A 24,941-nucleotide genomic window follows, 5' to 3' on the forward strand; every position below is an offset into this window, starting at 1 on the left:
AGCGATCTAACGTGGGCCCTCCGCTTGTCCAGCCGTCGGCGCCGCGTCGGAGTCGGGCGCGGCGGCGTTGGGAATTGAGACCGTGGCCTGCAGCTGCGGCGACCACATCTGAATCCCGCGCTCCTGGAACGCGACGTTCACCCGCCGCCGGAACTCGCGGCCGATGAACCACTGCTTCAGCGGCGCCGTCTTGATGCGCACCTTCACGCGGATGCCGGTCTGCTCGAAAGCGTCGACGCCGATGATCTCGAGCGGTGCGAGGATGAAGGGCTGGTAAGGGGTCTCAGTCTGCATCTGGGCGGCGATCCCAGCGAGCAGCGCCGTGACCGTGTCCACGTCCTCGCCGTAGGCGAGCGGTAGGTTGACCACGTAGAAGCTGAACTGCATGCTGCGGTTGCTCAGCGTGCTGATGCTGCCGTTGGGAAAGATGTGGACGGTGCCTTCCTCGTCACGCAGGATCGTCGTCCGCAGGTTGATCGCCTCGACGAGGCCGCCGGTGCCGTTGATCGCGACGACGTCGCCGACCCGGACCTGGTTCTCGAGGATCAGGAAGAAGCCGCCGATCAGATCCTTGACGAGGTTCTGCGCGCCGAAGCCGAGCGCTACGCCGACGACGCCGGCGCCGGTCAGGGCGGGAGAGATATCGACGCGGAGCTGCTGCAGGATCATCAGCGCGGCAATCGACAACACCACGACCGTCGTGACGTTGGTGAGCACGCTGCCGAGGGTTCGCGCCCGCTTGGCCCGTTCGAGCGCGTCGAGGCCGGTCCCGAAGTTGACGTCGTGCTCGAACCGCTTCACGCCGACCGCAACCATCCTGATCAACGCGAACGCAACCGCGGAGATGAGCAGCACGCGCAAACCGGAGTCGAACGCCCATTCGGCGAGCGTACGCATGTGGACGCCGGCCCGCGGCCGCGCGCCCGTCATCTCGAACGCCGGGAAGATCAGCACCGCGAAGACGAGCCCGAAAGTGAGCAGCCAGATCAGGCGCAGCGGCGTCTGCACCGACGGCAGCCTGGTCGACAGACTGTCGCGCAGCAGCGCTCGCATCGCGGCGGCGACGGCGCGTCGGGCGGCTTCCGCCGCCAGCCATGCGACGACGATGGTCGGTAGCACGGCGCCGGTGATCGCCTGCCAGGTCACGGTGTTGGCGAAGAGGTGCGGCATCGGTCTGGCGCTATCGGAATCGGGACAGAAAGGGTCGGATCACGTCGCTCACGCTGACTGTTCTGCGAGCCGCGCCGGCATCGCCGGCTGCAGCGGCAGGCGCAGACTCGCCCGGCAGCCGGTGCGGTCTTCCCGATTCTCGAGCATCAGCGTACCCCCGTGGCCTTCGGCGATCTGGCGGCTCAGCACCAGGCCGATGCCCGATCCCCCCGGTTTCGTCGTGAAGAACGGCACGAACAGGTTCCCGGTATTGGAGAGTCCAGGTCCCTCGTCCTCGACCCACAGCTCCATGGCCGGCGGAGACGAACCGGGCAGCCGCTGCCAGCCGACGCGGACGGCCCCGCTCGTCTCGCGCACGGCGTCGACCGCGTTGCGACACAGGTTGATCAACAGCTGCTCGAGCTGATCGCGATCGCCCTGAATCAGCAGGCGCGGCCCGCCGCCGACCTCGACATTGTGCCCCTTCTCGAGCGTGACGACGCGGTCGACGAGCGCGCCGACTTCGAGCGGCGCCAGCCGGGGCGGTGGCAGTCTGGCGAGCCGCGCGTAGGCGCTCATGAACCGGCTCAGCGACTCGGATCGCGATTCGATCACGCCAAGACCGCGCTGCACGTCGTCGCGCCAGTCGGCGGGGGGCGGGTCGCGCTGCACGATGGTCGCCAGGCTGCCGGCGATGGACTTGATCGGCGCCAGCGAATTGTTCATCTCGTGGCCGATGACCCGGATCAGGCGCTGAAACGCCTGCCGTTCCTCCTCGCGCAGCGGGTGGCTCAGGTCGGACAGCACGAGCAGTTCGTGCGGCCTGCCGCCCTGGCGGAACGAGCTGCGGCGGATCTCCCAGCGGCCGACGCCGCCGGGAAAAGCCGTGTTGATGACGCGCGGAGTGTCGCCGTCGAGACAGTCCTCGAGTCCGAGCTCTTCGGCCCTGCGCTGGAGCATTCGCTCCGGCACCTGCGCCAGCAGCTGCGCGCCGGCGCGGTTGACGAAGGTCAGCTCGCGATCGGCGTCGAAGGTGTAGACGGCGACGTCGATCTCCGCCATCACCTTGCGCAGCAGGGTCGTTGCCTCGAGGGCGTCGAGCCGCTGATGACGCAGCGTCTCGACCAGCGTATTCACCTCGGTCATGACCTCGCCGAGCGGATCGCCGCCGCGCGCGCCACGGGCGCGAATCGAGAAATCCCCTTCGCCGAGAGCGGCGAGCAGGTTCGAGAGGGTTTGCAGCGGCAGGACGACGCGCTCGCGCAGGGCGAAGGCGAAGCCGAGGCAGAAGGCGACGATGAAGACGGTGAGCGTCCACTGGACCTTGGGCGTGTAGTCGCCCGTCCAGAGGAAGATGAGCGAGATGATCGCGCCGGGGCTCGCCGAGGCGAGCGCCATCAACAGGATGCGGCGATCGTGACTGAGACGCGGCTCGCGCGGGCGGGACGCCGGCATGTGAGTGTCTCGCATTGTAGCAACGGGCCCGAGGTCACATGGGATTTACCTGCGTCACCTGGAGTGCCGCCGACACGGCTGCCCGCTTCGACGGCCATCGCGGCGTTTCAGTCACGACAATCCGAGGGTTGACGTCGCGGCGGCAGCGTGGCGGTTCCGGCGACTCTGCGGCGGCGAGTCTCGACATCGTCGACGCGTCGCGGCCGATCGATCGTGCCGAAATCAGGCCTGCGCCGACCGCTACAGGCCGTAGCGCTGCAGGCGGCGATAGAGCGCGGACCGGCTCAGGCCGAGCGCCTTGGCGGCCTGCGAGACGTTGCCGTCATAGCGGGTCATCGCCTTCTTGATCAGGAAGCACTCGACGTCTTCAAGGCTCATGTCCTCGAGGCGGCCGCCTCCCTCCTTGCCGGCGCGCAGGCCGAGATCAGTCGGCTTCACCAACGGGCCCGCCGACATCAGCACGGCCCGTTCGACCGCGTGATCGAGCTCGCGGACGTTGCCGGGCCAGCCGTGCTCGAGGAGCATCTGCATCGCCCCGCTTTCGAAGCCGGTCAGCCGCTTGCGATAGCGCTGGGCGTGCTGCCGGAGGAAGTGCTGGGCCAGCAGCGGCAGGTCTTCGCGGCGATCGCGCAGCGGCGGCAGACGGATCTCGATGGTGTTCAAGCGGAAGAGCAGGTCCTGGCGGAAGCGGCCGGCGGCGACCTCGTCGGTCAGGTTGGCGTTGGTCGCCGAGATGATGCGAGTGTCGACGCGGCGGGTGCGCGAGGAGCCGAGCCGCTCGAATTCTCCGGTCTCGATGATCCGCAGCAGCTTGGCCTGCTGACTGAGGGGCACGTTCGCGATTTCGTCGAGGAACAGCGTGCCTTGGTCGGCCAGCTCGAAACGGCCGACGCGGTCGCTCCGCGCGTCGGTGAACGCGCCGCGGACGTGGCCGAACAGCTCGCTCTCGAACACCCCTTCCGAGACGCCGCCGGAATTCACGATCACCATCGGTCGCGAGGCGCGGCTCGAGACGGCGTGCAGCGCCCGCGCGACGACGCCCTTGCCGGTACCGTTCTCGCCGAGCACCAGCACGTTGGCGTCGGATGGCCCGACGCGCGCGATCACCTGCAGCACGTTCTGCATGCCCGGCGATTCGGCGATCACCTTCGGCATGCCGTCGCCGCGCAGCAGCGAATTCTCGGCTTCGAGGCGCTGCCCCTTGCGCAACGCCTGGCTCAGCTCGATCTGGGTCCGCACGATCGCCAGGAGCCGCGCGTTGTCCCACGGCTTCTGGATGAAGTCGCGAGCCCCGCGGCGCATCGCCTCGACCGCGACCTCGACACTGCCCCACGCCGTCATCACGACGACCGGCAGCGTCGGGTCGAGCCCCTGGATGCGCGACAACAGATTGAGCCCCTCTTCGCCGGACGTCGTGTCGCGGGTGTAGTTGAGATCGATGAGAGCCACGTCGAACTCGCGCGCTTCGACGGCGGCGAGCACGCCGGCCGGCGACGAGGCGGTCTCGAGCACGAAGCCTTCGGCCTTGAGCAGCAGCCGCAGCGCTTCGAGGACGTCCGACTGGTCGTCGGCGATGAGGACACGCGGGTCGGCGGACCGGACGACGTGGCGCTCGTCGCGCTGTTCCTTGAGATGATCGGTGATGAGCATGGGGGTGATCGGGGGATTGGGTGATCTAATCGGTACGCAGGGCGACCAGCGGATCGATGCGCGTCGCGCGGCGGGCCGGGACGTAGTTGGCGACCAAGGCGACGAGTCCCAGGCCGCCTGCCGTGGCGCAGAGCGTCACGGGATCGCGGGGATTGACCCCGACGACGAGCGCGCTGAGGCTGCCGGCTCCGGCCAGCGCCACCGCCAGACCGAGCGCGAGCCCGAGCCCGACGAGCAGCATGCCGTGGCCGAGCACGAGCGCCAGCACGGATCGCGGATCGGCGCCAAGCGCCATGCGCACGCCGATCTCGCGTGTCCGCTGCGTGACCGAGTAATTGGTGACGCCGTACAGGCCGATCGACGCCAGGACCAGGGCCAGCGCGCCGAACACGCCCAGCAGCACGACGTTCATGCGGAGCGGCTGGAGCGAATTGGCGATCTGCACCTCGAGCGTGCGGGCGTTGAACACCGGGACGGTCGGATCGATCTGCTGCACCTCATGGCGGACTGCCGCCGCCAGCGAGGCGGCGTCGCCGGCGGTGCGGACGTGCAGCGTCGCGCCGCCGCTGTAACGCTGCCGGAACGCCTCATAGATGAACGGAATCGGCGCCTCCGCGATCGCGTTGTACTTGCTGTCTTTCGCGACGCCGACGATCGTCGAGTAGTCTGCGTCGCCGAAGAATTTGAAGCGCTTGCCGATCGCGTCCTGGCCCGGCCAGAACTTCTGCGCCATGGTCTCGTTGACCACGACGACGCGCGGCGATTGCGGCCGGTCGCCAGGCGTGAAGGCTCGGCCGCGCAGCAGCGGAACGCCGAGCGTGTCGAAATAGTCGACTCCGACGGCGTTCACCTGCACCAGCACGCGGTCGCGTGTCGTCGTGTCCATCCCCTCGGGGAAGACGCTGCGCGCGAGGCCGCCGGCCAGCGGCGGGCCGGACGCGATCGTCGCGTGCTGCACCCCAGGCAACGCGGCGGCGCGATCGACGAGCGCGTCGAAGAACACCTGGCCGCGCTCCGGCGTATAGCCCGACCGCGCCAGGTTGAAGTTGACGATCAATACGCCGGCGGTCTGGAAGCCGGGATCGATCTGTTGCTGGTGACGCAAGCTGCGCAGGAAGAGGCCGGCGGCGATCAGGGAAATGAGCGACAGGGCCACCTGGGCGACGACGAGGCCGTGGCGCAGCGAGAAGAGCGACCACAAGCCGCGGCGCGCGCCTGAAGACGGGACGAGCTCGTTCTTCAGCACCGGCACGACGTCGGCGCGCGATGACTGCAGCGCCGGTACGAGGCCGAAGATGACGCCAGTCATCACCGCGAGGCCCAGCGTGAAAAGCAAGACTCGGCCGTCGGCGGCGATCCCGCTGTCGACGGGGATTGGCAGCGGCAGCGGTGCTCCCACCAGCGCGTCGAGCGTCCAGTACGCCAGGAGCAGGCCGGCGGCGCCCCCCAGCAACGACAAGAGCACGCTCTCGGTCAGCAACTGGCGGACGAGCCGTCCGCGCGACGCTCCGAGCGCCAGCCGGATCGCCACCTCGCGGCGCCGCTTCGAGGCGCGAGCCAGCAGCAGGTTGGCGATGTTGGCGCAGGCGATCAGCAGCACGATGCCGACGATGACCATCAGCAGCGACGAAATCTGCAGGATCAGATTGGGCCCCTGGCCCGTCGGGTTCAACCGTGCTTCGAGCAGTGGCACGACCGCTACGCTGCGACCCTTGTTGTCGCCTGGAAAGGTCGATTCGAGCGTGGCGAAGACCGACGTGAGGTTCGAACGCGCCTGTTCGGGCGTGACGCCGGGCTTCAGCCGGCCGATGACGAAGAGCCAGAGCCCGCGCCGTGTCTCGAACCATGCGGTGACGGGAGCGAGCGCCTTCGTCACGGGAACCCAGACGTCAGGGCCTCCACCGAGAAGCGTGCCGTCGAACCTCTTCGGCGCGACGCCGACGACGGTGTACGGCGTCTGGTTGAGCGAGATCGTCCTGCCGATCACGCCTGGGTCGGCGCCCAGCGTCCGCGTCCAGAACCCGTCGCTCAGCACCACCACCGGAACGCTCGTGTCTTCCTCGGCCTGCAGGAACCCGCGCCCGAGCGGCAGGTGCACGCCGAGCACCGAAAAGTAGTTCGCGGTGACGATCTGCGCGTTGATCGGCTGCGATTCCTTGCCGTTGCTGAAGTTCAGGCCGTTGAACGAGAACGCCGCCATGTCGGCGAAGGCGGCGTTCTGCGCGCGCAGATCCTTGAAGTTGAGATGCGAGACCTGCAGGTTGCCGGCGTTGCGCTGGTCCGTCGTCGCAATCGACATGAGCGTCGCCGCGTCGTCCACGGGCAGCGGCCGGAGCAGGAGCGCGTTGATCAGACTGAAGATCGCGGTGTTGGCGCCGATGCCGAGCGCCAGCGACAACACCGCGACGAGACTGAAGCCGGGGCTCCTGACGAGCATCCGGAGGCCGTATTTCAGGTCATGCATGGGAGGCTCGCCAGCCGGCAGCTACTGCGAACTGCCCGCTGCCAATTGCCCGCTGCCAACTTGCACCTCAGTGCGCGATGTCGAAGCCGCTCTCCTCGAGCTCCCGCTCGGCGCCCTTGTTGCCGTCCTCTTCGACGACGCGGCCGTCAAAGAGGTGGATGGAGCGATCGGCGTGGCGCGCGTAGCGCGGATCGTGCGTCACCATGCAGATCGTCGCCCCTTCGCGGTGCAGCTCACGGAGCAGCTCCATGACGGCTTCGCCGTTCTTCGAGTCGAGGTTGCCGGTCGGCTCGTCGGCGAGCAGGATCGACGGCGCGCCGGCGACCGCGCGCGCCACCGCGACGCGCTGCTGCTGACCGCCCGAGAGCTGCGAGGGCAGGTGCTTGGCCCGGTGTGCCATGCCCACTTTTTCGAGCGCCGCCATCGCGCGCTCCTTGCGCTCGGCCGACTTCATGCCGCGGTAGGTGAGCGGCAGCTCGACGTTCTCATACACGTTGAGATCGCCGATCAGGTTGAAGCTCTGAAAGATAAAGCCGATCTCGCGGTTGCGCACGCGGGCGCGTTCGGAGAGCGGCAGGTCCGCCACTTCCTTGCCGTTGAGCACGTAGCGACCTTCGGTGGGCGAGTCGAGGAGCCCGAGAATCGACAGCAGCGTCGACTTGCCACAGCCCGACGGGCCCGCGATCGCGATGTACTCTCCGCTCTTGATCTCGAGATGGATGCCGGCGAGCGCATGCGTCTCGACCTCGTCGGTGAAGAACACCTTGGTGACGCCGTCGAGGTGAATCAGCGGTTGTGCGGACGTGTTCATCTTGGCTCCTTAAAATGGCACTCGGGTCCGCCGCTTCGCGGCGGTGCCCTCCGGCCCCTCGCTTACGCTCGCTCCATTGCGCGGCCGCTACGTCGGCCGCTCCATTCCGTTCGCGCTTGGCGCTCGGATCGCCTAGCCTTTGAGCTGGACTCGGTCGTACGAGTCGTACTGAGACATGTCGGAGAGGATCACCTGATCGCCGGGGCTGAGCCCCTCGATCACTTCGATGGTGTTGACCGACGCGCGTCCCAGCTTCACTTTCGTCGCGATGGCCTCGCCGCTCGGCTGCACCTTGAAAATCGTCACCGTGCTGTTTTCCTGCCCGAAGGCGGGACGGCCCACGTAAATGATGTTCTCGAGCTTTTCCAGCTGGATCGTCCCGTCGACGCTCAGATCCGGGCGCGCGCCCGGCGGAAGCGCTTCGTCCATGCTCACGTCGACGCCGACGGTCCCGCCAGTCGAAGACGGGTCCATGCGTGAGACGTGACCCTTGACGATTCCGTTGCGTGTATCGACCTCGGCGTACTGGCCGATGTGGATGTCCTTCGTCTGGGTTTCGGCGATCCGCAACTCGGCCTTGAGGAGCGAGGGGTTGGCGACGCGCGCCAGGTTGGTTCCGGGCGCGACCTGCTGGCCGCGTTCGACCGGCACCACCGTCAGCGTGCCCGACATACCCGCCTTGACCTTCAGATCCTCGAGCTGCTGCCGGCGCAGATCCCACGCCGCCTTCTTCTGGTTGACGTCGGCTTCCTGCGGGGCCAGCTGCGACGTCGTGCCTTCGCGCGTGATCTTCAGGCGGTTCTGTTCAACACCAAGACGGTTCTTGAGATCGTCGGCGGTGCTGCGCTTCTGCTTGACCGTCAGCTCCGGGACGAGTTTTTCCTTGAAGAGTTCTTCGTTGGCTTCGAGGTCGAGCGCCGCCTGCTTGTATTGCGCGTCGATGCTGGCGACGTTGGCCTCCTGGCTGAGGAACGCGCTCTCCAGTTCGGCCTTCTTGTTGTCGTAAGCAGCCTGCGCCGACTTGTAGCCGAGCTCGGCTTCCCTCACGGTCTGGGTCAACTCAGGATTGCTGAGGATCAGAATGACCGTGTCGGGCTTCACCTGCGCGCCGGGGCGCAGCACGATCTCCTCGACGCGTCCCTGCGTCTGCGCCGGAATCCATCGGATGTCTTCCGGGGTGAGCACGCCGGAGCCGCGGACCTGACGCAGCATCGATCCCCGCTTCACCGAATCGATCCAGACGACAGCCTTGTCGACGGAGGGGGCGGCGGGCTTGAGCTTGGAGACGCCGAGCGAGATGCCGCCGATGACGACGACGGCAGCTGTGGCGTAGAGGATGCGGCGGATGCGTTTCTTCCGGGCCTGCGACGGACGAGCGATATCAACCATATTCAGTACTAAGCAAAAGGCCGTGCCACCGGGCTGATCAATGTAACTCGCTTATTTAAAAATGCTTATTGCCATTCGTCCGATGAATCTGCCCCCGGCGGTTGACCGTTCGTGGCATCGCGTCGTCCCACAAGCGGTCATCCCGTGCCGCCGCCGCCGTCCCTTGAAGTCCGGACAGTTTGACGAGAGGAGGAGCCCGCGGGTTTGCAATAACTTACAGAAGAATATATTGTTAAGGCTAATCAAAATGAATAGGGCCACCGTCGGCGAGGCGCTCACCGCCGTGATGACCCTCTATCCCCGGATTTATTTCGCCTGTCATACCCGCCACGTCCGCGACCCCCAGACCCAGCGGCTGCTCAGTCGCCACCAGGCGAGCATCCTCGATCATCTCGACGAATTCGAGCCGACGACCGTGATGGAGCTTGCGGCGCACATGGGGGTCACGGCGGCCACGATGTCGATCGCCCTGGATCGGCTCGAGCGCAAAGGCTACGTCGCGCGCGCCAGGGACGCGAAGGACCGCCGCCGGGTGCACGTGCGGCTGACGAGCGCGGGGATCCGTATCCGTGAAGCCAGCTCGGTGCTCGATCCCAGCCGCGTCGAGACCCTGGTCGGGCGGCTGACCGATGAAGACCGGGCGCGCGCCATCGAAGGCCTGGCGCTACTGGCTCATGCCGGGCAACAGGAGGAGTGATGCGTTGGATCTGGTATGTCGTCGCTGTCCTTGCCGGTACGGCGGCGCTCGTCGCCCTCGTTGGCGCGCTGCTGCCCAGGCGCCACTCGGTATCGAGGACGGCACGCGTGCCGCTGCCCCCCGACGCGCTCTACGGACTGCTGTCGGACGTCTCGCGCTTCCGCTCCTGGCGTCGTGACGTGGCCTCGCTCGAACGCCTGCCCGACAAAGATGGCATGCCCGCGTGGATAGAAGAGACCGGCGGCATGAAGATTCCCATGCGATTCGAGCGGATGGAGCGTCCGTCGCTGCTCGTCGCGCGCATCGACACCGATCGGCTGCCTTTCGGGGGCGCCTGGACGTATCGCATCGCCGCCGCGGGCGCCGGCTCTGATCTCACGATCACCGAGGACGGCGAAGTGTCGAACGTCGTCTTCCGTTTCATGTCCCGTTTCGTGTTCGGGCACTACGCGACGCTCGACGCCTATCTGGCGCACCTGCGCGTGGCGGCGGACGGGGGCAAGGCGTGAGCAAGAGCGGGGCGAAGCGCGTCGAACATGTCAGCACCCGGACGCGCCTCGAGAAGCTGGGCGTCAAGAAGGACGCCGACGTGCTGCTCCTCGGCATCGAATCCGACACCGTCTTCGTCCACGAGTTGCGTGAGGCCGGCGCCGCGATACGAACCTCGGGTCAGGCGCCGGCGGACATGATCCTGGCGCTGTTCCGCCACCGCACCGACCTGCGCCGGCTCGCGCCGCTCGTGCCGCGCCTGAAGGCGAACGGGGCGCTGTGGACACTTCGCCCCAAGGGATCCAAGGACCTGACCGAAGCCGAGATGATGCGCGCGGGACAGGAGGCGGGCCTCGTCGACGTCAAGGTGGTCAGCTTCTCCGACACGCTGACCGCGGAGAAATTCGTCGTCCCGCTGGCGCGGCGTGCGGCGCATCCAGCCCGTCCATAGGCGTCCCAAGCCGACGGCACGCAGCATGAAGTAGCCACGCCCAGCTATGGGCTTGCCTGAGGACCGATCGCTCACCGACCTGGTTGACGCCGTCAAGGATCTGCTGCGCAAGGAGCAGAGCGAGCGCCTGCGCGACGTCTATCTCATCGGCGACATCGAAAAGGATCTGGCCCGCACCACCATCGAACGACTGCGGGAATTGGCCAGCGAGAACGCCAAGCCCATCAATCTCTACATCAACAGCGCCGGCGGGAACGTTACGGACGGCCTGGCCATCCACGACGCGATCCAGGACCTGGTCGGCCGCGGCATCCAGATCTCCGTGATCGTCCAGGGGATGGCCTATTCCATGGGATCCGTGGTCCTCCAGGCCGCCAGCCCCGCACGGCGGCTGGCGTTTCCCCACTCGTGGATCATGATTCATGAGCCGGCGAAATGGGCGGGTTGGCAGTCGACGACCGCCGCGGCGCAGCATCTGGAACGGCTGCGTCAGATGCAGAGTCAGATCTACCAGATCATGGCGTCCCGTTCGGGACGCCCGCTGAAGCAGATCATCCGGGACACCAAACGCGTCGATTTCTATCTCGATGCGTGGCGCGCCAAGGCCTACGGTCTCATCGACGACGTGGTTGGGGCGGTGATGCGCCCGATGCGGCCGGCCGAGCCAGCGCCGGAAGCGTTGGTCGAAGACGAGGGGCCGCCGCTTGCCGCCCAGGAGCGGTCGGACTCATGAGGCCGGCCGCCGGTCCCTTTCCCTTTCCGACGATACCGCGGCCGGTCAGGCAATTCGCTGCGCTGTCGGCGGTGGTGATCGCCTTTCTCGCCTCGCGGATGCAGTCGGCGGTCGTCGACGAGGGAGGACTGTTCCTGCTGCTCAGCGTCACGGTCCTGGGCGCCGCGTGGTTCGCCGGCACGGGCGCCGCTCTCTCTGTGACGGTGCTGGGTGCCGTCCTCGGAGGCAGCGGCTCGTGGACGCGGCCGACGCTCGCCGTCCACACCCACCTTGCGCTGTTCGTCGTCGAAGGGCTGCTGCTGACCGCGCTGGTCGCCGAGCTGCGCCATGCGCGCCGGGTCGCCGAGCATGCGGCGTCTGACGCCGATCACGCGCGCCACGACGTCGAACTGGCGAGCCGCACGAAGGACGAATTCCTCGGCACGATCTCGCACGAACTGCGCACCCCGCTCAACGCCGTGCTCGGATGGCTGCACCTGGTGCGATCCGGCAAGCTCGATCGTGCCACTGAGGCCCGCGGCCTCGAGGCGATCGAACGCAACGTCCGCCTGCAGGCGCAGCTGACCACCGATCTGCTCGACGTGTCGCGCGCGCTGACCGGCCGCCTCAGCTTCGCAGTCGCGGTGGTGCCGCTCAAGACCCCGATTGAGGAGGCGGTGTCGCAGGTCGTCACGGCGGCGCAGGCCAAGGACGTCACCCTGCACGTGACGATGGTGCCGGGTCAGCCGACGGTGCGCGGCGACGCGACACGGCTGCGCCAGGTGTTCTGGCATCTGCTCGCCAACGCGATCAAGTTCACGCCGCGCGGCGGCAAGATCTACGTCTCGCTCGAGGCCGACGACACGGCGGCGGTCATCGTGCGCGACACCGGTCCCGGCGTGGCGCCCGAGTTCCTGCCGCGCATCTTCGAGCGGTTCACGCAGGCGGACTCGTCGCTGACGCGGGGCTCCGGCGGGCTCGGGGTCGGCCTGGCGCTCGTGCGCGATCTGGTAGAGCGCCACGGCGGCGACATCCGGGCCGACAACGATCCCGCGGGAGGAGCGGTGTTCACCGTGCGGCTGCCGCTCCACCCCGAGGACCAGCCGCTCGAGTATGCCGGCCGGGACACTCGCCGGACTGGCGACATCTCGCCGCAGCTCGACGGCATCCGCGTCGTGATTCTCGATCGCGATCGCGAGGCGCGCGAGCTGCTCAGCCTCGTCCTGCAGCAGCGCGGCGCCTCGGTGCGCACCGCCGCGTCGGTCCACGAAGCGTTGGAGATGCTCGAGGCGTGGCGTCCCGACGTGCTGGTCAGCGATACGGCTTCGCCCGAGCGGGACGCGTATGCCCTCGTCGGCCGGGTCCCGACGCTCGAGGCTGAGCGCGGAGGACGCATTCCGGCCGTCGCGCTGACGTCGTTCGCGCGCACCGACGATGCGATCGGGCGGCTGCTGGCGGGAGCCAAGCGCGACCTGCCGAAGTCGGTGGAGCCGGCGGTCCTGACGGCGGAAATCGCGCGGCTCGCGGGGCGGGAGCGCCGGAAGAGCGCGAGGGGGTAAAGAATAGACGTGGCAGCCAGCAGGCAGTTGGCAGCGAACGGAGTCGGATGGAGCGAATTGAGCTGACGGAGTTGCGGCGGCGTCTTCCGGCCGGCGCGGAGATGCAGGAGGGCGGTGGCGCCCATGTCCGGGCGTGGGGGCCGGCCGTGCGGCAGATGGATCTGGTGGTGCCGGCCCAATCGGGACGCGGCGAACGCGTCGTGCCAATGACGCGGGACGAGGACGGATATTTCGCCGCCGTCGATGCCGCGGCGTCGGCCGGCGAACGCTACTGGTTTCGCCTGGACGGCGAGCGCCTGCGGCCCGATCCGGCCTCGAGATGGCAACCCGACGGTCCGCATCAGCCATCGGCCTACGTCGATCCCGGTGCATTCCCCTGGACGGACACCGGATGGCGAGGCCTGCAGAATCATGGGCACGTCGTCTACGAGATGCACGTGGGCACGTTCACGCCCGAGGGGACGTGGCGCGCCGCGGCGGCGCAGCTCGACGAGCTCGCGCGCATCGGGGTCACGGCGATCGAGCTGATGCCCCTGGCGGAATTTCCCGGCCGTTTCGGTTGGGGTTATGACGGCGTCGATCTCTACGCGCCGGCCCACATCTACGGAACGCCGGACGATCTGCGGGGGTTCGTCGATCGCGCGCACGGCTGCGGCGTCGGCGTCATCCTGGACGTCGTCTACAACCATCTCGGCCCCGACGGCAACTACCTCTCGGAATTCTCGCCGGACTATTTCACCGACAAGTACCGGAACGACTGGGGATGCGCGATCAACTTCGAGGGGCCGCCGGCAGTCCGCGACCATTTCGTCGCGAACGCGCGTTACTGGATCGAGGAATTTCATCTCGACGGCCTGCGGCTGGACGCTACCCAGGACATCAAAGACGATTCGGCCGAACACGTCATCGCATCGATCGTCAAGGCGGCGCGCGCCGCGGCCGGGGCCCGCTCGGTGTTCATCGTGGCGGAAAACGAGCCGCAGGACACGCGGATCGTGCGGCCGCCCGAGCGGCAGGGATTCGGAGTCGACGCGCTCTGGAACGACGACGCGCACCATACGGCGGTCGTGGCGCTGACGCGCCGCCGCGAGGCCTACTATCGCGACTACCAGGGATCGCCGCAGGAGCTCGTCTCGTGCGCGCGCTGGGGCTATCTGTACCAGGGCCAGTGGTATACGTGGCAGAAGAAGCGCCGCGGCACCGCGGCACTCGATCTGATGCCCTCCGCGTTCGTCAGCTATCTGGAGAATCACGATCAGGTGGCGAACTCGCCGTTCGGCCGCCGCCTGCACCAGTTGTCGGCGCCGGCGCCGTACCGTGCGATGACCGCGTGGCTGCTGCTCGGGCCGTCGACGCCGATGCTCTTCCAGGGACAGGAATTCGCCTCCTCGCGGCCGTTCCTCTACTTTGCGGACCATCAGGGGGCGCTCGCTGAATCGGTGCGCAAGGGGCGGATCGAATTCCTGTCGCAGTTTCCCAGCGTGACCGATCAGCGCGTGGTCGAACAGCTTCAGCCTCCCAACGAGGAGGCCACGTTCAGGGCGTGTACGCTCGAGTTCGCCGAGCGCGTCACGCACCACGAGGTTTACGCGCTGCATATCGACCTGCTGAAACTGCGGCGCGAAGATCCTGTGCTGCGGCGCGCCGGGTGTTACCGACCCGAGGGGGCGGTGCTCGGCACCGGGGCATTCCTGCTGCGCTACGTGGACGCGGAATTGGGCGACCGGCTGCTGGTCGTCAACCTCGATTGCGACCTGGATTTCTCACCAGCGCGCGAACCGCTGATCGCGCCGCCGTACGGCCGGCGCTGGCGACTGGCGTGGAGCAGCGAATCGCCGGAGTACGGCGGCCAGGGCACCCCGCCGCTGAAGCCGGACGCGCCATGGCTGGTGCCCGGCGGCTGCGCGCTCTTCTTCGTGCCCGCCAACCGGGAATGTGACGCATGACCGATCTCGTCCGCCGCATCGAACGTCCGCGCGACCGCGTAGACGACGCGCTCGAAGCCGGGGAACGGCCGCCGCGCCGTGAATGGCTCGTGACCAACGGGTTGGGCGGCTACGCGTCGGGGACCGTCGCCGGCGTCATGACCCGCCGGTATCACGGCATGCTGGTCGCGTCGCTTCCGGCGCCGCTCGGGCGGCTGGTGATGCTGAACCATCTCCTCGAACGGGTGCGGCTGCCCGGGCGCGGCGTGACCTGGCTCGGCGACGAGGACGAAGTCGCCGGCCCGAACGCCTCCGATCGCACCGAGAACCTCGCGGAGTTTCGCCTCGAGCTCGGACTTCCGGTGTGGGTCTACCGCATGGACGGCTTCACGATCGAGAAGCGGGTGCTGATGCCCTATGCGCAGAACACCGTGCACGTCACCTACACCGTGCTCGAGGGGGAGGGGACCGCACGATTCAACCTGCGCCCCTCGGTGCAGTATCGGGGATACGAGGCGCCCGTCGATCAGGGGCTCGCGCAAACCTACACGATTGCGGCGACCGGGCGCCGCTACGAACTCTCGGCGGATGCCGATCTGCCGATTCTGCGGATGCGGCTCGACGGCGATCGCGCGGCGCTGACCCTCGACGAGAAGGGCATCCGATCGGTGCCCTACAGGATGGAGGAGGACCGCGGCTACGACTGGGTCGGCTCGCTCTGGAGTCCGGGCTACTTCCGCGCCGACGCGGCGCGCGGACAGTCGATTTCGCTGATTGCGTCGGCCGAATCGTGGGACACGCTCGAGGCTCTGGCGCCGCCGGACGCGGCCAACGCCGAGCGCGAGCGCCGCCGCCGGCTCATCGCCATCTCCAACGTCCCCGAGCAGGATCAGTTCGCCGTCGAGCTCGTGCTGGCGGCCGACCAGTTCATCATCCGGCCGGCCGGCCGCATCGAGGAAGCGGCGCGCGCCAAAGCGCAAGGCGACGAGGTGCGGACCGTCATCGCCGGCTATCACTGGTTCACCGACTGGGGCCGCGACACCATGATCAGCCTCGAGGGGCTGACGCTCGCGACCCGGCGCGTCCGCGAGGCCGGCTACATCCTGCGGACCTTCGCGCACTACGTCCGCGACGGCCTGATCCCCAACATGTTTCCCGACGGCCGGCGGGAAGGGCTGTATCACACCGCGGACGCCTCGCTCTGGTTCTTCCATGCGATCGAGCGCTACACCGATGCGACGGGCGACGACGAGACGCTGCGCCGGCTGCTGCCGGTTCTGCTCGACATCATCCGGCATCATCTCAAGGGCACGCGGTTCGGCATCCGCATCGATCCGGCCGACGGTCTGTTCACGCAAGGGGCCGACGGCTACCAGCTCACCTGGATGGACGCGAAGGTCGGCGACTGGGTCGTGACGCCACGGCGCGGCAAGGCAGTGGAGCTGAACGCGCTCTGGTACAACGCGCTCTGCCTCGCGCACACCTGGACCGAGCGGCACGGAGGCGGGGAAGGGCTGGACCTGGCCGGGCACGCGGCCCGCGCGCACGACTCGTTCAACCGCCGTTTCTGGTACGACGCGGGCGGCTATCTCTACGACGTCGTGGACGGCGAGCACGGCGACGATCCGTCATGTCGCCCCAATCAGGTGCTGGCCATCTCGCTGCCGCATCCGGTGCTCGACCCGGCCCGCTGGCCCGCGGTCATGCAGATCGTGCGCGACCGCCTGCTGACGCCGTTCGGGCTGCGATCGCTGGCGCCGGGCGACCCCGAGTACAAAGCGCGTTACTACGGCGACCTGCGCGCCAGGGACGCCGCCTATCATCAAGGCACCGTCTGGGCCTGGCTGATCGGCCCCTACATCGACGCAGCGCTCAAGCTGCCCGACACCGACCGCCAGGCGCTCCGCACGCTGCTGACGTCTTTCGACCACCACCTCGACGAGGCCTGCGTCGGCCAGATCTCCGAGGTGTTCGATGCCGAGCCGCCCTACGTGCCGCGCGGGTGCATCGCGCAGGCCTGGAGCGTCGCGGAAGTGCTCCGCAGCTGGCGGAAACTGGCCGCTCCAGCGCGTGAGGCGCGTTTATAATCGCACCCTGGACCTCGAAGACCTTGGCTGGACGACCGGGTTTGCCGACGCCTTCGCGCCGCATGCCGCGCTGGGGCTGGAGCCGGCCCGCGTCAGCCTCGAGCACACCCACATCTACCGTGTCCTGACGCGCGATGGGGAACGGCTCGCGCGCGTCTCCGGGCGCCTGCGGCACGCGGCCGCGCGGCGCACCGATTTTCCGGCGGTCGGCGACTGGGTTGCGATCGAGGCGCCCGAAGGCGGCGGCGACGCGCGCATCCGCGCCCTGCTGCCGCGCGTGTCGCGGTTCTCGAGGCGCGCCGCCGGGAATCCGACCGAAGAGCAGGTCGTCGCGGCCAACATTGACGTCGTGTTCCTGGTCTCGGGACTTGATCGCGACTTCAACCCGCGACGCATCGAGCGCTACCTGGTCACCGCCTGGGAGAGCGGCGCTTCCCCCGTCATCGTCCTCAACAAGGCGGACCTCGTCGACAACCCCGAGGCGATCGCGGCGGAGGTCGCGAGCCTGGCGGCGGGCGTCCCCGTGCAGACGATTTCGGTGAAGGAATCCGTCGGCATCGACCGCCTGCGCGCATTTCTCGGGCGCGGCCGAACCGGCGCGCTGCTCGGGTCGTCGGGTGTCGGCAAGTCGTCGATCGCCAATGCGCTCCTCGGCGAGGCGCGGCTTCGCACGCACGACGTGCGGGAATCGGACAGCCGGGGCCGTCACACCACGACCGGTCGCCAGCTCCTGCCGCTCCCTGGCGGCGGCATCCTGATCGACACGCCCGGCATGCGCGAGCTGCAGTTGTGGGACAGCGGCGAGTCGGTGGCGGGCGCGTTTGCGGACGTCGAGGAGCTCGGCGGCGGATGCCGGTTCCGCGACTGCCGCCACCGGGGCGAACCCGGATGCGCGGTGCAGGCGGCAGTGGCGGCCGGGCTGCTGCCGGAGGCGCGCCTCGAGAGCTTCAGGAAGCTGCAGGACGAGCAGACCTATCAGGAACGGCAGGTCGACGAGCGGGCGTGGCTGGACAACAAGCGCCTCGGCCGGATCGGCGCCAAGGCGCTGCGTCAAGTGCTGAAGGACAAGGATCGGCGCTGAGCCTGATGCGATCGAGCGTGATGTCGGCGATCGTCGCCGGTCTGCTGATCGGTTTTGTCGCGGTGCTGATGATCATGCGCACGCATGCGCCGGCTGTCGTGCCGCCGGCCTCCGCGGTCGCATCCGGCAAATCGCTCCTGCCGCCGGCGCTCGTCGTCGACGCGGGGACGGCGCCGCTGCCGCCGGATCAAGCGCGCTCGGCCGCGCTGTTCGAGCAGAACCGGGCGCGCCCCTCGGATCCCGATCTCGCATCCGAGTACGACGACCTCAACAACGCGTACTTTGCGAACATCCTTCCGGCGCCGCGGGTGCGCTGGGAGAGCGGGCTGGCCGACCTGGGTCCGATGATTGCCGATGGCTTTACCGTGCAGGGGCTGACCGACGGCCGCATGATTCTCGTCAACCCGGTTGTCGAGCGCGATCCCGATCAGCGGCGGCGCGCGTTGTGCCATGAGATGGTGCACATGGCCGTCTGGATGCAGGACAACGGGCACGGACCGGTGTTTCAGGAGCGTCTTCGCGAGTTGTCGCTGCGCGGCGCGTTCAAGGGCATTGTCGCCACCGATCAGGAGAAAGACACGGCGTTGGCGGAGCTGCGCCGCCAGAGCGCCGACATCGATGCCGAGGAGCGCGCCCTGCTGACCGATCGCCGGTCGCTCGATCGCACGAGCCCGGCGACGGTCGATGCGTTCAACGATCGCGTCCGCCGGCACCAGGCTGCGATCGCCGGCCACAATCGCCTCGTCGGGCAGTACAACCTGATGGTGTCGTATCCCGACGGCCTGGCGCGCGAACGGCTCGCCGCGCGTGCCGACGGGACGCCCAACGACAGTCGGTAATCCGGTCAGGCGCCCTCCGACTCCAGACGTTCGACCTCCGGCCTCCGGAACCCGCGCCACTGGCCGCCGCGCGACCGCCGTTCGCCGATCCTCCCGATCCGCCGCGTCGGCCGCGCGTATCTTCTCCACGAGATGACCACACCACAGGACGTGCTCACGGTCACCGGAGCGCGCAAGAAATTCGGCGACGTCATGGCGCTCGACGGCGCCTCTTTGACACTGAAAGAGGGTGAGCTCCTCGCCCTGCTCGGGCCCAACGGCGCGGGCAAGACCACGCTCATCCGCGCGATTTCGGGTCGCGTTCAGCTCGACGGGGGCGAGATTCGCCTGTTCGGTGAGCCGTTGAGCGGTCAACGGACGCCGCCGCAGCTCGGCATCGTGCCGCAGGAAGTCGCGATTTACCCGTCGCTCACCGCGCGCGAGAACCTGGCCGCGTTCGCGCGGCTGCAAGGGGTCGCGACGCGCGAGATCTTCGATCGCGTCGCCTGGGCGCTCGGCGCCACCGCGCTGGCCGACCGCGCCGACGAGCCGATCAAGGCCTTCTCGGGCGGCATGAAGCGCCGGTTGAACATCGCCTGCGGCGTCCTCCACCGCCCGCGCGTCGTCCTGCTCGACGAGCCGACCGTCGGCGTCGATCCGCAGAGTCGGGAGCGGATCTACGACATGCTGGCCGGGCTGACCGCCGAGGGGGTGTCGCTCCTCCTGACCACGCATCACCTCGAGGAAGCGGAAGCGCGCTGCTCGCGGACCGTGATCATCGATCGCGGACGGGTGATTGCCGACGGTACCTTGTCGGAACTGGTCGCGCAGACGGTGGGCGGTCACCGTCTCGTGACGCTGCGGCTCGACGCGGCGCCGCGGACGATGCCGGCGGGCGCCGAAGCGGACACGCAGGACCCGCGCCTGCTGCGCGCGCGCGTCGACGACGTGGCGAGGGACCTGCCGGCGCTGCTCGCCGCCGCGAGTGCGTCGGGGGCGGCGATCCTGGACGTCGACGTCCGAGGGCCGAGCCTCCAGGCGGTCTTCATTCACCTGACTGGAAGGGAGCTGAGGGAATGATCGCGACGTTGTTTCGCGTGAGCTGGACGAATCTGAAGCGCGACCGCGTCGCGCAGGCGCTGACGTTCCTGCTGCCGATCATGTTCTTCTCGATTTTCGCGACGGTCTTCGGCAACCAGGGACGGAACACCGGGACGCCGGTCATCCGGGTGGCCGTCGTCGACGAAGACGGCAGCGAGTTGAGCCGGCGCCTCGTCGAAGGGCTGACGCACGAGAAGTCGCTGCGGCTCAGGACCACCGTCGGCGCTGACGGGCGCGGTGCGCCGCTCGACGCCGACGCGGCGCGGGTGCTCGTCCGCGGCGGCGACGTGCCGGTGGCGATCGTGCTGCCGCGGGGGTTCGGCGCGGCGGGGGCGCGCTTCGGGTCGTCGAGCTCGGCCCGGGTGCAGCTGCTGGCCGACATGTCGGACCCCGTCGCGCCGCAGATGGTGAGCGGGCTGCTCCAGAAGGTGTCGTTCACGGCCGCGCCGGACCTCATGATGCAGAACGGCGTGCGCCAGTTCGAGCGCTACGCCGGTGCCCTCACCCCGCAACAGCGCGACGCCGTCGGCGCGTGGCTGCCGCGGTTGAAGGCCGGCGGCGCCACCGTAGGAACCGGCGAAGCGGCGGCCGTGCTCGGGATCGGCATCGACACCGTCGACGTGATGCGTCAGGGCAACAGCGAGAGCCTCGTCTCGTTCTACGCCGCCGGCATCGGCGTCATGTTCCTGCTCTTCTCGGTGTCGGGCGCGAGCGGCTCGCTCCTCGACGAAGTGGACACCGGCACGCTCGATCGCGTGCTGTCGACACGCGTCGGCATGACCGGCCTGCTCGCCGCGAAGTGGCTGTTCATCGCCTTCGTCGGCGCATCGCAGCTGACCGTCATGTTCCTGTGGGGACGCCTCGCCTTTGGCGTCGATCTCTTCCATCACCTGCCAGGCTTCGCGGTGATGACGGTGTTTACGGCCGCCGCGGCGAGCGCGTTCGGGCTGCTGCTCGCCACGCTCGCCCGGACCCGCGCGCAGCTCTCGGGCATCGGGACGATCCTCATCCTGACGATGTCGGCGCTCGGCGGCAGCATGTTTCCGCGGTTCCTGATGTCGGAGTCGATGCAGCGTATCGGGCTGCTGACGTTCAACGCCTGGGCGCTCGACGGCTACCTGAAGGTGTTCTGGCGCGACGCGCCGGTGTGGCAGTTGTGGCCGCAGGTGCTGGTGCTCTCCGCGATCGCCGCAGTCATGCTGTCGCTGGCGCGCCTGTGCGCGCGGCGCTGGGAGCACACCTGATCACGCCGGTGTCGCGCAGCTTGTAGACTGGTGAGCGTGAAGATCGCGCTCATCCAGCAGCACGCGTCTCCTGACAAGGCGGCGAACGTCGCACGGGGGCTGGCGGCGGTCGATGCCGCCGCGCGCGCCGGTGCGCGGCTCGCTGTCTTCGCAGAGCTCGCCTTCGAGCGCTTCTACCCGCAGCATCCGGCCGGCGCCGGCGCGCACGAGCTCGCGGAAACGGTCCCCGGCCCGATCACCGACGCGTTCGCCGAGCGCGCCAGGCGCCATGACATGGTGATCGTGCTCAACCTCTATGAACGCGACGGCGCCGACGCCTACGACTGCTCACCGGTCATCGACGCGGACGGTCGCCTGCTCGGCCGGACACGGATGGTCCACATCACCGAGTACGCCTGTTTCCACGAGCAGGGCTACTACACACCCGGTGACACGGGTGCCCCGGTCTATGACACGCGCGCCGGACGGATCGGCGTGGCGATCTGCTACGACCGTCACTTTCCGGAATACATGCGCGCGCTGGCGGTGGCGGGCGCCGATCTCGTCGTGGTGCCGCAGGCCGGCGCGGTGGGCGAGTGGCCCGACGGGCTCTACGAGGCCGAGATGCGCGTCGCCGCGTTTCAGAACGGCTATCACGTCGCGCTGTGCAACCGCGTCGGCGCGGAAGAGTGTCTGACCTTCGCCGGCGAGTCGTTCGTTTGCGCGCCCGACGGCCAGGTCGTGGCGCGGGCGCCCGCCATGGCCGACACGATTCTCTACGCCGACCTCGACCCGGCGGCCAACGGACGATCACACGCGCGGCAGCTGTTCCTGCGTCATCGCCGCCCGGAGCTCTACGCGGCGTGGGTCGGTCGATGACGCCGCGGCTGGTCGGCACGTGGCGTCTGGTCGCGTACGAGACCGACGAACTGGAAGGCAAGCGCGGCAAGCCGTACGGCGACGCGGTCGGCCGGCTCGACTACGACGACCACGGCAACATGTCGGGCCACGTGATGCGCCCGGGACGGGCCCGCGTCGAGCTCGGCGATGGCAACGCGCAGCAGGTGCGCGCCGCGTATCTGGGCTACATCGCCTACTTCGGCACCTACGAAGTTGCGCCCGACGGCAGGAGCGTCGTCCATCACGTGCACGGATCGCTGAACCCGGCGTGGGTCGGCGGCCATCAGGTGCGCCAGATGCGGTTCGACGGCGAGCGCCTGATTCTCAGCGCCGACGTCCATAAGGGCGGGGAGACCGTTACGCACACGCTGACGTGGGAAAGGGGATGAGGGGGCTGGCGGCGACGGTGCCAAGGGTGCTAAGGGTGCCAACGGTGCTAAAGGTGCTGGTGCCAAGGGTGCTAGGGGTGCCAAGGGTGCTGATGGTGCTGGGGCCAAGGGTGCTAACGGTGCCAAGGGTGCTGATGGTGCTGGTGCCAAGGGTGCTAACGGTGCCAAGGGTGCTGATGGTGCTGGTGCTGGCGGCGGGGCTGCTGGTTGGGTGCGATGGGCTGCGCGTCAAGGAAGGCGTCTTCGACACTGTCGACGAGGCGCGGGCGGCGGGGGCGGTGGCGGCGGGGTGGGTGCCGGACACGCTGCCGAGGTCGGCACGCGATCTTCGCGAGGGGCACCTGCCGGATGGGCGCTACTGGGGGGTGTTCACGTTTCCCGCCGCGGACGAGGCGGGTGTGCGCGCACTGCTCGGCGACGAGATCACCAGCGGCACGCTCGAGTGCGATGCGCCTGGACGCCTCGAGTGGTGGCCGTCGCTCATCCGCACCCCGGTAGAAGTGACACAGGTACGGGCGACGGGATTCCGCGTGTATCACTCGGCCGGCGGCCGCATCTTCGTCGTGAACTGGGGACAGGGACGCGCGTACTACTGGCACAGCCCGGCCTGACGCGCGGTCGGGCATGGATGAGTTGCGTCGTCAACGTGACTGATATACTGCCCACGCCTGCCAGCTCCGAGGAGTGCCATGCGTCGTTGCGTGTTCGCCGCAACGGTGTGCGCGTCTGCTGTCGTCGCCGCCGCCGCCCAACAGCCCACCGATCGCCAGACGTTCCGCAGTGGACGCGATGTCCTGACGATCGAGGTCGCCGTTCGGAGCGACGATGGCAAGCCACTGACGGATCTGCAGCCATCCGACTTCATGGTTCGCGTCGACGGGCAGGCGCGCAGCGTCGTCGGTGCGCAGCTGTTCGCCGGCCGACGCGCTTCCTCAAACGTTGCGGTCCCCGGTTTGTCGGCGGTCACGCGCAACACCGACGAGATGCCGGGACGCATCGTCGTGATCGCGGTCGACAGGATGTCGATCCGCAGTGGAGGCGAGCGTCCCGCCGTGGAGGCGGCGTCGCGGCTCGTTGAGAGCCTGACGCCCGCCGATGCCGTCGGCGCCGTCGGTATTCCCGGCGCCGTGACTGATCTCTCGCGCGATCACGCAGCCGCAATTGACGCCGTGCGCCACATGGGCGGGACGGCGGTCGCGATTCCGGCGTCGATGCCGATGTCCTGGACGCTGGCCCTCGAGTACGAGCAGCAGTGCATACGATTGGGACAGAGACCGGACTGGTGCCAGAAGTACTCCGAGCCCGAGGTCAAGCAGATGCTGATGGCGGGACGTGCGCAGGCCGAAACGACTCTGTCGAACATCGAGAGCGTCGTCGATCGCCTCGCCCCGCTGCGCGCCCCGAAGAGCCTGGTGGTGCTCTCGGGGGGCATTCCGTTCGACCAGACACTGATCGGGCGCTATCGCACGATGGCACAGACGGCTGCCCGCAGTCACACGACGCTCTTCATCGTCCATCTCGACCAGCAGTCGTTCGACGCGTCGACGCTGGGAGTTCCCGGGGGCGGAATGGCGTCGTTTGGTCGTGCCGACGCTACGACGGATTTTTACGGTGGTCGCGACTATGAAACGGGTCTGGCGACGATTGCCTCTCTCACCGGCGGCGAATTCTTCTTCGGCGTGGGATCCGCACAAGGTCCATTCGACCGTATCGCGTCGGAACTGACGTTCTTTTACCAGCTTGGCGTCGAGGCGATCGCCGGGGATGCGGACGGAAAGACGCATCGGATTGAGGTCACGGTGTCGCGTCCCGGAGCGAAGGTACGGGCGCCGACGGAAACGGCGGTGCGTCCGCACACCCCGCGCACGCCGGTCGACACGCTGAAGGCAGCGCTCGCCGAACCGACCGACGTCACGGAACTGCCGCTCGAAGTGGCGACCTACGTCACGCACAGCCACGATCCGTCGAAAGTGCGAGTCGTGATCGCGACGGCGGCTCCGGATCCCGCGCAGCCGGCTCCCACCCTGTGGGGCAGCACGGTCATGGATGGGCACAAGGTCGTCGGCGCCGTCGGCAGCAACGTCGAGGCGGACGCGCCGGTGCCGTGGGCCTCGACCGGCACGGTCGAGGTGGCGCCAGGCACGTATCGATTGCGCACCGCGATCGTCAGCGGCGACCGTGTCGGCACGCTGGAGCTGCCGCTGCCCGCGGGACTGCGAGCGATGGGGGAGGCGCGCGCCAGCGACTTGATCGTCGGCACGATCGAGAACGGACGGCTGGAGCCGCGGCCGCGGGTTGCGGCGGGGGATAAGCCCATCGCGATGATCGAACTGAGCGCCGGCAAAGCGCTCGACGGCCTGACCGGCACGGTGCTGCTCGTGGCTGATGGCTCCGGCACGCCGGCGGCGCGCCAGGCGCTGGCGTTCCGCGCGCGCACCGACGACAAGGGCATCGTGCTCGGCGAAGCCCGCCTCGACCTGACGCACGTGACGCCCGGCCGCTATGTGGCCAGCGCCGTGGTCGAGCAGGACGGCAAGGCGATCGGCCGAGTAAGTCGGAGACTGGACGTCACGAAGTAATCAGCAGGGAGA

General features: G+C 68.5%; 21 protein-coding genes. 15 read left to right on the forward strand and 6 right to left on the reverse strand.

Going from position 1 to position 24,941, the window contains the following annotated elements:
• Nucleotides 1-6 precede the first annotated feature (6 nt).
• From VGI12_06945 to VGI12_06970, 6 genes are all read right to left on the reverse strand, one after another.
• On the reverse strand, nt 7-1,170 hold the full coding sequence (locus tag VGI12_06945) for a mechanosensitive ion channel family protein (protein HEY2432395.1): 1,164 nt from the start codon (nt 1,168-1,170) through the stop codon (nt 7-9).
• 48 nt (nt 1,171-1,218) lie between these two features.
• Nucleotides 1,219-2,604 (reverse strand): ATP-binding protein, encoded by a 1,386-nt coding sequence (locus tag VGI12_06950; GenBank protein HEY2432396.1) that lies wholly within the window; start codon nt 2,602-2,604, stop codon nt 1,219-1,221.
• A gap of 240 nt (nt 2,605-2,844) precedes the next feature.
• On the reverse strand, nt 2,845-4,254 hold the full coding sequence (locus VGI12_06955; GenBank protein HEY2432397.1) for a sigma-54 dependent transcriptional regulator: 1,410 nt from the start codon (nt 4,252-4,254) through the stop codon (nt 2,845-2,847).
• A 25-nt stretch (nt 4,255-4,279) separates the two neighbouring features.
• Nucleotides 4,280-6,718 carry an ABC transporter permease gene (locus VGI12_06960; protein ID HEY2432398.1) on the reverse strand — a complete coding sequence of 813 codons (2,439 nt, stop codon included), beginning with the start codon at nt 6,716-6,718 and terminating at the stop codon, nt 4,280-4,282.
• Nucleotides 6,719-6,785: 67 nt separating this feature from the next.
• The gene (locus VGI12_06965) at nt 6,786-7,529 is read right to left on the reverse strand and encodes an ABC transporter ATP-binding protein (protein ID HEY2432399.1); all 744 of its coding nucleotides are present in this window, start codon (nt 7,527-7,529) and stop codon (nt 6,786-6,788) included.
• Between the two features lie 132 nt (nt 7,530-7,661).
• On the reverse strand, nt 7,662-8,918 hold the full coding sequence (locus tag VGI12_06970) for an efflux RND transporter periplasmic adaptor subunit (protein ID HEY2432400.1): 1,257 nt from the start codon (nt 8,916-8,918) through the stop codon (nt 7,662-7,664).
• A gap of 247 nt (nt 8,919-9,165) precedes the next feature.
• Between VGI12_06970 and VGI12_06975 the strand changes: the two genes are divergently transcribed.
• From VGI12_06975 to VGI12_07045, 15 genes are all read left to right on the forward strand, one after another.
• The gene (locus VGI12_06975) at nt 9,166-9,615 is read left to right on the forward strand and encodes a MarR family winged helix-turn-helix transcriptional regulator (protein HEY2432401.1); all 450 of its coding nucleotides are present in this window, start codon (nt 9,166-9,168) and stop codon (nt 9,613-9,615) included.
• Nucleotides 9,615-10,124 carry an SRPBCC family protein gene (locus VGI12_06980; protein ID HEY2432402.1) on the forward strand — a complete coding sequence of 170 codons (510 nt, stop codon included), beginning with the start codon at nt 9,615-9,617 and terminating at the stop codon, nt 10,122-10,124. Before VGI12_06975 ends, VGI12_06980 begins: the two co-directional genes overlap by 1 nt.
• Nucleotides 10,121-10,555, forward strand: coding sequence for a hypothetical protein (locus VGI12_06985; protein HEY2432403.1), 435 nt, complete (start codon nt 10,121-10,123; stop codon nt 10,553-10,555). The genes VGI12_06980 and VGI12_06985 overlap by 4 nt, the downstream gene beginning before the upstream one ends.
• Nucleotides 10,556-10,601: 46 nt before the next feature.
• On the forward strand, nt 10,602-11,288 hold the full coding sequence (locus VGI12_06990) for an ATP-dependent Clp protease proteolytic subunit (GenBank protein HEY2432404.1): 687 nt from the start codon (nt 10,602-10,604) through the stop codon (nt 11,286-11,288).
• Nucleotides 11,285-12,826 carry a hybrid sensor histidine kinase/response regulator gene (locus tag VGI12_06995; GenBank protein HEY2432405.1) on the forward strand — a complete coding sequence of 514 codons (1,542 nt, stop codon included), beginning with the start codon at nt 11,285-11,287 and terminating at the stop codon, nt 12,824-12,826. The genes VGI12_06990 and VGI12_06995 overlap by 4 nt, the downstream gene beginning before the upstream one ends.
• Nucleotides 12,827-12,873: 47 nt before the next feature.
• A complete protein-coding gene (treZ, locus tag VGI12_07000; protein ID HEY2432406.1) occupies nt 12,874-14,772 on the forward strand; it encodes a malto-oligosyltrehalose trehalohydrolase in 1,899 nt (632 codons plus the stop codon).
• Nucleotides 14,769-16,838 (forward strand): amylo-alpha-1,6-glucosidase, encoded by a 2,070-nt coding sequence (locus VGI12_07005; GenBank protein HEY2432407.1) that lies wholly within the window; start codon nt 14,769-14,771, stop codon nt 16,836-16,838. Before treZ ends, VGI12_07005 begins: the two co-directional genes overlap by 4 nt.
• A complete protein-coding gene (gene rsgA, locus VGI12_07010) occupies nt 16,822-17,919 on the forward strand; it encodes a ribosome small subunit-dependent GTPase A (GenBank protein HEY2432408.1) in 1,098 nt (365 codons plus the stop codon). Before VGI12_07005 ends, rsgA begins: the two co-directional genes overlap by 17 nt.
• A gap of 5 nt (nt 17,920-17,924) precedes the next feature.
• On the forward strand, nt 17,925-18,758 hold the full coding sequence (locus tag VGI12_07015) for a SprT-like domain-containing protein (GenBank protein HEY2432409.1): 834 nt from the start codon (nt 17,925-17,927) through the stop codon (nt 18,756-18,758).
• 132 nt (nt 18,759-18,890) lie between these two features.
• Nucleotides 18,891-19,817 carry an ABC transporter ATP-binding protein gene (locus VGI12_07020; GenBank protein ID HEY2432410.1) on the forward strand — a complete coding sequence of 309 codons (927 nt, stop codon included), beginning with the start codon at nt 18,891-18,893 and terminating at the stop codon, nt 19,815-19,817.
• On the forward strand, nt 19,814-21,082 hold the full coding sequence (locus VGI12_07025; protein ID HEY2432411.1) for an ABC transporter permease: 1,269 nt from the start codon (nt 19,814-19,816) through the stop codon (nt 21,080-21,082). Before VGI12_07020 ends, VGI12_07025 begins: the two co-directional genes overlap by 4 nt.
• Before the next feature lie 36 nt (nt 21,083-21,118).
• Nucleotides 21,119-21,940, forward strand: a complete 822-nt coding sequence (locus tag VGI12_07030; protein HEY2432412.1) for a nitrilase-related carbon-nitrogen hydrolase — start codon at nt 21,119-21,121, stop codon at nt 21,938-21,940.
• Nucleotides 21,937-22,350: a lipocalin-like domain-containing protein gene (locus VGI12_07035; GenBank protein ID HEY2432413.1), complete on the forward strand. Its 414-nt coding sequence runs from the start codon at nt 21,937-21,939 to the stop codon at nt 22,348-22,350. The genes VGI12_07030 and VGI12_07035 overlap by 4 nt, the downstream gene beginning before the upstream one ends.
• A gap of 35 nt (nt 22,351-22,385) precedes the next feature.
• A complete protein-coding gene (locus tag VGI12_07040) occupies nt 22,386-22,961 on the forward strand; it encodes a hypothetical protein (protein HEY2432414.1) in 576 nt (191 codons plus the stop codon).
• 78 nt (nt 22,962-23,039) lie between these two features.
• The gene (locus tag VGI12_07045) at nt 23,040-24,929 is read left to right on the forward strand and encodes a VWA domain-containing protein (GenBank protein HEY2432415.1); all 1,890 of its coding nucleotides are present in this window, start codon (nt 23,040-23,042) and stop codon (nt 24,927-24,929) included.
• Nucleotides 24,930-24,941 lie beyond the last annotated feature (12 nt).

It is taken from the genome of Vicinamibacterales bacterium (genome assembly GCA_036496585.1).
Lineage (GTDB): Bacteria > Acidobacteriota > Vicinamibacteria > Vicinamibacterales > 2-12-FULL-66-21 > JAICSD01.